Here is a 6,291-nt window from a genome sequence, read left to right as displayed (position 1 = left end):
TTTGAAGAAAGCAGTATCCCTCAACAAAATTGATGAACGCGTTGAGGAGTTCATGAGCTCGCCGGTGATAAGTGACGAAGCGACTTCACCAATTTTCGAAGCGTACATAAAAATGCTTGAGTCGGGAATAAACCACCTCGTCGTAACGGAGAACGGAAAGATTAGCGGCGTGATTTCGATAAAAGACGTTTTGAGTGCTTTTGAACCACTTTCGAGAGTGACTTACCTCTTCAGATCTCTTCGCAGGAGCGAAAGCATTGACGAAGTGAGGGAAATAGTTGCCGAGTCGAGGGAAATCGTCAAAGAATTAACCCACAGAGGTGTTAGCTTTCAAGACATATCGAGGACGTTAAACGCCTTTTACGACGTTGTTTACGAGAAAGTGTTCGAATTTCTTGGAGAGGAGATCGATAGAGATTTTTCCTTCGTTGTAATGGGAAGCGGCGGAAGGAAAGAGCAGATTATAGCCACGGATCAGGACAATGCGATGATAACAGAGATCAAATCCTACAAATTTGAAGATATTTCGAAAAGGGCTGTTGAGCTTTTGGATTACGTAGGCATACCAAAGTGCAAAGCCGGCTACATGGCACCTAACTGGTGTATGAGCATCGATGAGTGGAAAAGAACCTTCAAAAACTGGTTCACCAACCTAACTCCCCAGAACGTTAGGCATCTAACGATATTCCTTGACATGAGACACGTCTACGGAAACGAAGATCTTTACAACGAACTCCGCGATTACGTTTTTGAAGCGAAAACCAATCAAGCGGTCAGGTTTCTTGCCAAGGACGCTTTAACGATCACACCTCCCATTGGCTTTTTCGGTATGAAGAATTTGGAGAAGGGAATCGACTTAAAGCTTTACGGCATATATCCGATTGTCAACTGCGCGAGAGTTTTAGCATTAGATGCGGGAATAAAAGAGCTCAACACCATAGAAAGACTGAGGGCAGTCAAGGAATTAATAGGGGAAGAAAGGTGCGAGACCCTCGTTGAAGTTTACAACTACATCCAAAACCTAAGGCTGAGACACCAAGCCCACGAAAGCGATAACATCGTAAACGCTAAGGAGCTTGAAAAGCTTGATGTTGTGCTTCTCAGAGAGTCTTTTAAGGTGATTAAGAACTTTCAAGATTTTATTAAAGCCCATTACGGAGTTGAGAGAATTTGAGAGAGGAAAAATTTGCCGTTGTGGACGTTGAAACGACTGGATTGAACGTAAAAAAAGATGAGATTCTCTCCATAGCCATAATACCGATGGACGGATTGAAAATCCTATTTTCCGAAGCCTACTACAGAATTTTGAAGCCAAGGAAGTTTAAAGTTGATTCTGTGAAGTACCACGGAATCACCCCAAGGATGGTTGAAGAAGCTCCCACCTTTTGCGAGGTGAAGGGGGAAATATTAGAAAAGCTAAAGGAGAGGATTATTGTTGGATATTCGATAAATCTGGATATCGAGTTTCTGAAAAAGTCGTTTAAGGAGTGCGAGATCGTTTTCGAATGTAAATACGTTGATGTAGCCGATGTCGAGAAGCTCATAGGAAGGCTTTTCGGGGATTATACGAAGGACATGACTTTAGAAGAACTTGCTAAAAAGTACGGAGTTGATATAGCATATCGTCATTCAGCCTTGTCCGATGCATACATTACCGCACAAATTTTCCAGATGCAGCTATTAAGGTTATTAAAATATGGGTTGAGAAAGTTTGAAGATGTATTAAGGGCAATAAAAAAAGAAGACTTCTACGACAGACCGCTGATGTTCTAATTTGTGTTTATTTTGGCGTACAATTAATATTCTCGAAAACTATAACGAAAAATTTAAATTTGACACAATTAATTCATAGATTGGTGATTGTATGCCATGGCCACCTAAGGTGTTCTGGGTGGGAGCTTTTCTGTTTTACGGATGGACAGCACTCTGCTGGATTCTCGAAGCGACGGCAAAAATAAACCACATAAAACTGGCACCGCTGCTTTACGCATCGATCATCGGTACATGGCTGATACCGCTGTTGATGTCGGTGATGTACTTCTACTTCCCTGAAAAAGCGGAAAAAGCGAGAGGTGAGTAGGCATGGCAGAGGTAGACCCAATCGTTATAGGCATTACAGCTTTGTATTTCTTGGCGGTTATTGCTATAGGTTACTATTCGAGAGCAAGAATGAAGAGTGCAACCGACTACTATGTAGCTGGAAGACAAATCGGTGCTGTTGTTAACGGTTTGGCTCTCGAATCAACATACTTAAGCCCAGCCTCGATGCTCGGATTGCCAGCTTTCATATTCATACTCGGTTATCCATTCTTCTGGCCAATGGCTGCCATTATTGCGGGAATGCCACTGGCTACACTTCTTACCGCAACAGCTCTAAGAAAGTACGCTCCAACAAGCTTTGCCGACTACTATGCTGACAGATACAACGATCAGAGATTGAGATGGCTTATCGGGATTATCACGATGTTCGCAGCCGTGCTTTACATAACGCTGTCCATAGTGGGTATGGCTCTGTTCCTACTTGCGATTCTTAAAGTGCCCTACTGGATCGGAGTTGTAATAGGGACTGTCATCGTCATGCTCTACATCGTCTGGGGAGGTATGATCGCAACAAGCTGGAATGCTGCATTTCAGGCAGTGGTGATGACGGTAGCGGCGGTAATAGCGGCTATTGCGATCATAGCCAAACTTGGAGGACTCGGTGGATTCTGGGATGCTGTTGCAGCAAACAACCCCAAGTTCTGGAACACACCAGCTGATGCTCCAGATGTTCCCCACTTACTAACAGGAACGTGGATCGCTTTAATCGGCTGGTTCTTCGTATGGCACTTTGGATTCGCAACAATGCCCTACACAGTCGTTAGGTTCTTTACCGTCATGGACATGAAAACAGCAAGAAGGAGCATCTTCTGGTGCACTCTTGCGGCAGGTATCTTCTACGTGTCGCTTCAGATAATCGGTGCTGGCTCCAAAGTGATGATGGAAACATATCACCCACTCGTCACGGAAGGTGTCGTTGAGTCAAAGGCTGTTGCGGTCCTGAAATACTACGCTACGACTTTCGGGGTTGGTAAGGTAACGGACTACGCAATGATAGCTGCCGTAGAAGCATTGAAGAACCCAGTCATACTTGGTATCCTCGCTGCTGGTGGTTTGGCTATCGCTATGTCCACAGCAGCCGGATGGGTGATGGTCGTTAACGTTTTAGCAACAAGAGACTGGGGAGAGATACTGCTGAAGAGCAGAATGGCTAAGGAGAACCCGATATTGCTTGCGAGAATTGTATCGGTAATCTTCCTGCTCATAGGAATGTTTATCTCATTCAACCCACCAGCGTTGGTCCTTGACCTCTCCGGATGGGCGTTCGTCGCTATAATTGCATCGCTCGGTCCCGGACTAATCCTCGGTCTATGGTGGAAGAGAGCTACGAGAGCAGCGATGTGGACTACTGCTGTCGTGATGTTCTTCCTCCACCTCTACGCATGGCTCAAAGCTAAATACGTGCTTGGACACCATTCGTTCTTCTTCCTCAACGACGTCCTCTTCGGAAATCCGAAGGCTTTCATAACGCCACACCAAGTTTGGGCGATTCCAGTGGGATTCATACTCTTCATCATAGTCTCGCTGCTGACTAAGCCGCCAGAGGAGGAAGTCGTGAAGAAGTACTGCGAAGACTTAACCAAGGAAGTTTAAATTAAAATTTTTTTATTTTTCTCTTTTGTTTTCAAACCAAAAACTGTATAAATTATAGTTTTAAGAGTATTATCCAATGGAGGAGTACATATTTAAAGAAGTGGAAGTCAAGGAAAGTTCTGCACCAACCTTCTTGATTAACGGGGAGGAAGTAGACATATTTTCCGACGAGTTCAGAGCGTACTGGGAAAAACCCCTTCACGAGTTGGTTAGAGAAAAAATCCTTGAGTACGAGAGGAGAGGAGAAGATCCGTTTTACGAAATCGTTGGAAAGAATCTTGAAAAGGAAATGGTTAAGAACGCCTTGATTTCAGGCTCAAACATCCTCTTCATAGGTAAGAAGGGTTACGGTAAAACGACCTTTTCGAAATCGATAGCCAAGCTTCTTCCAGAGAAGCAGCTTGCTATCAAAGGGTGCAAAATCCACGACAATCCAGTGAAGCCAAGCTGTTTCGCTTGCAAGAGGAAGGTAATGGAAGAGGAAAAAGTGGAGCTAACATGGATAGGGAGAAAGTGGATAAGGATCCCGGGAGACCCTATGATGACCACTCGACAGCTCATCGGAGGTATCAGCATTCAGAAGATAAGAGAGGGTTACGATTTGGATCATCCGGAAGTTTTTACTCCCGGAAGGGTGCTTAAAGCGAATAGAGGTATCGCTTACTTCGACGAGCTTGGTTCGATTCCTTCAGCTTTGCAAACTCTACTCCACGAACTTATCGAGGAAAAGCAGGTAACTACTCCCGAAGGAGAGATAGTTCCGCTGAAGATCGATGCGATTTTCATAGCCTCAACTAATCCCGCTAACTATAGAGGTACAGAAGCCATAAAAGAGCCGCTCCTTGATAGGATGGAAGCAATTCCAATCGGTCCTCCCGAAACGCTAAGAGAGGAAATAGAGATCGGTTTGAGAAACATGAGTTTAAAGAATGGAGCAACGATTCCGGAATGGCACCTCAAAATCTTGGCGAGAGTCGTTAGGTATGCAAGAAACAAGGAGAGGTGTAGATATGCTGCAAGGATTGAAAGCGAACCTTCTTGCAGAGCTACCATAAAATTATTCGACCACGTTAAAGCAAACGCCACAAGGAAAGGAAGAAGCGTTGTAATGCTTTCAGACTACGGAGAGGGTTACGAAGTTATCAAGCTTGGGTTGAGAAGCAGAATCGAAGTTGATTACGAGGCTGAAAAAGACGCTATAATAGAAAAGCTTGTAGAAGAGGCGATAAACAGGACGTGCGGAGAAATTTACGGCAATATCGAAGATTCCGACTTCAGAAAACTTTCGAGGGAGCTTAGGAAGAGGGAGATGATAAACGTTTACGAGGACTCTCCGAAGGAGATGGAAACCTTCTGGAAGTACATACTCCTAATGAGCAGAAAGCCGGAAGAAATTCCTTCAGCCTTCGAGATTCTCCTTGAATCGATAAAAAGGTGTACCGGCTTAGTGGAGAGGGTCGGAGATGGAGTTTACGAAACCAGAGTGCAGGAGTTGTAAGGACGACAGCATTCCGGCTGAATTTGCCGAAAACTTAGCCTACCACATTTTCAACCCCTACGCAATGGACAGAGGAGACTTTAACGTAAAGAACTTCATCAAACAGAAAATAGATGACGAAGAGTTGGCTGAAAACTTCGACAGCTATTCCACAATTTTCAACGACATGATGAGAAATTTCGGCTATGCTGAAGCTCTATGGATGGACAAGTTCGAGAAGTATGTAGAGGCAAAGTCGAAAGCTTGGGAGGAAATAAAGGAAAAGCTTCGCTCCGGAGAGTTGAAAATAGAAGATATAAACTTCAAAGAACTCCTTGACTACTTCTTTGAAGAAGCGCTGAAAGAGTTAATCGAAATGGGGATAATAGAGGGAGTTACGAAGAGGTTCTTCAGGAGGAAGGTAAAGTTCAGCAAGCAAGCGGAAAGGATAATTGCGGAAAAAGTTATGAAGGAAGTTTCGAAGGAGGCTAAAGGTTATTACGCTGAATCTGAAGGAGAGACTCTCTCCTACATCCCGGGATACGAACTTGTGGAGTACGACGAGTACTTGCATTCCTATGATCTCATCGACATTCCCGAAACCATGATAAGAGCCGCCAAAAACGAAGATTTCGAAATAAGGGAGAAGGACATAGTTTCAAGAAATCCGAAAAAAGTCGGAAAGAGGCACTTCGTAATGCTAATAGACGTGAGCGACTCGATGAGGGGAAAGAAAATAATAGGAGCAATAGAAGCCGCGTTGGCTTTAAAAATGAGCATAAGAAAGGGATTCGACGATCTGGAAGTTTTCGTTTTCAACCACAGAACGGAGAAGATTAGAGAGGGCGACATAGTGAACGTGGACGTGGAAGGAAGAACAGACATAGCTCTGGCTTTAAAGACCGCAAGAAACGCTTTGAGAGGAAAAGACGGAGCTAAGTACGTAATTCTCATAACCGACGGTGAACCGACTGCAAGCTACAACCCTCTTATTCCCCCTTGGAAGATGGCGGTAATAGAGTCGGCAAAACTGAAAGACGAAGATATAAACTTGAACGTTCTAATGCTAAACGACGACAGTAGGTTTTACGCCCTATGCGAAAGAATGCTCAAAGCAGCCG

Annotated in this window: 6 protein-coding genes; all 6 read left to right on the top strand. The window is 44.3% G+C overall.

Annotated features, from left to right (window positions below):
• A partial coding sequence (locus F7C14_RS06535) for a putative nucleotidyltransferase substrate binding domain-containing protein (protein ID WP_290901096.1) occupies positions 1 to 1,174 on the top strand: 1,174 nt, incomplete at its 5' end.
• Complete coding sequence (locus F7C14_RS06530) at positions 1,171 to 1,773, top strand: 3'-5' exonuclease (protein WP_290901094.1); 603 nt, start codon at positions 1,171 to 1,173, stop codon at positions 1,771 to 1,773. The genes F7C14_RS06535 and F7C14_RS06530, both read left to right, overlap by 4 nt.
• 91 nt (positions 1,774 to 1,864) lie before the next feature.
• A complete protein-coding gene (locus tag F7C14_RS06525) occupies positions 1,865 to 2,080 on the top strand; it encodes a hypothetical protein (protein WP_290901092.1) in 216 nt (71 codons plus the stop codon).
• A 2-nt stretch (positions 2,081 to 2,082) separates the two neighbouring features.
• A complete protein-coding gene (locus F7C14_RS06520) occupies positions 2,083 to 3,693 on the top strand; it encodes a cation acetate symporter (protein ID WP_290901089.1) in 1,611 nt (536 codons plus the stop codon).
• A gap of 76 nt (positions 3,694 to 3,769) precedes the next feature.
• Positions 3,770 to 5,191 carry an AAA family ATPase gene (locus tag F7C14_RS06515; protein WP_290901087.1) on the top strand — a complete coding sequence of 474 codons (1,422 nt, stop codon included), beginning with the start codon at positions 3,770 to 3,772 and terminating at the stop codon, positions 5,189 to 5,191.
• On the top strand, positions 5,157 to 6,291 hold a 1,135-nt coding region (locus F7C14_RS06510; RefSeq protein WP_290901085.1), incomplete at its 3' end, for a vWA domain-containing protein. The genes F7C14_RS06515 and F7C14_RS06510, both read left to right, overlap by 35 nt.

Origin of the sequence: Ferroglobus sp. (assembly GCF_015521575.1) — an archaeon.
Taxonomy (GTDB): Archaea; Halobacteriota; Archaeoglobi; order Archaeoglobales; family Archaeoglobaceae; genus Ferroglobus.
This window is presented reverse-complemented; position numbering and strand designations above follow the sequence as displayed.

Bases quoted from the DNA above. Each gene is read 5' to 3' on its own strand.
- F7C14_RS06525 (WP_290901092.1), top strand. From the start codon at position 1,865: ATGCCATGGCCACCTAAGGTGTTCTGGGTGGGAGCTTTTCTGTTTTAC.
- F7C14_RS06520 (WP_290901089.1), top strand. From the start codon at position 2,083: ATGGCAGAGGTAGACCCAATCGTTATAGGCATTACAGCTTTGTATTTC.
- F7C14_RS06515 (WP_290901087.1), top strand. From the start codon at position 3,770: ATGGAGGAGTACATATTTAAAGAAGTGGAAGTCAAGGAAAGTTCTGCA.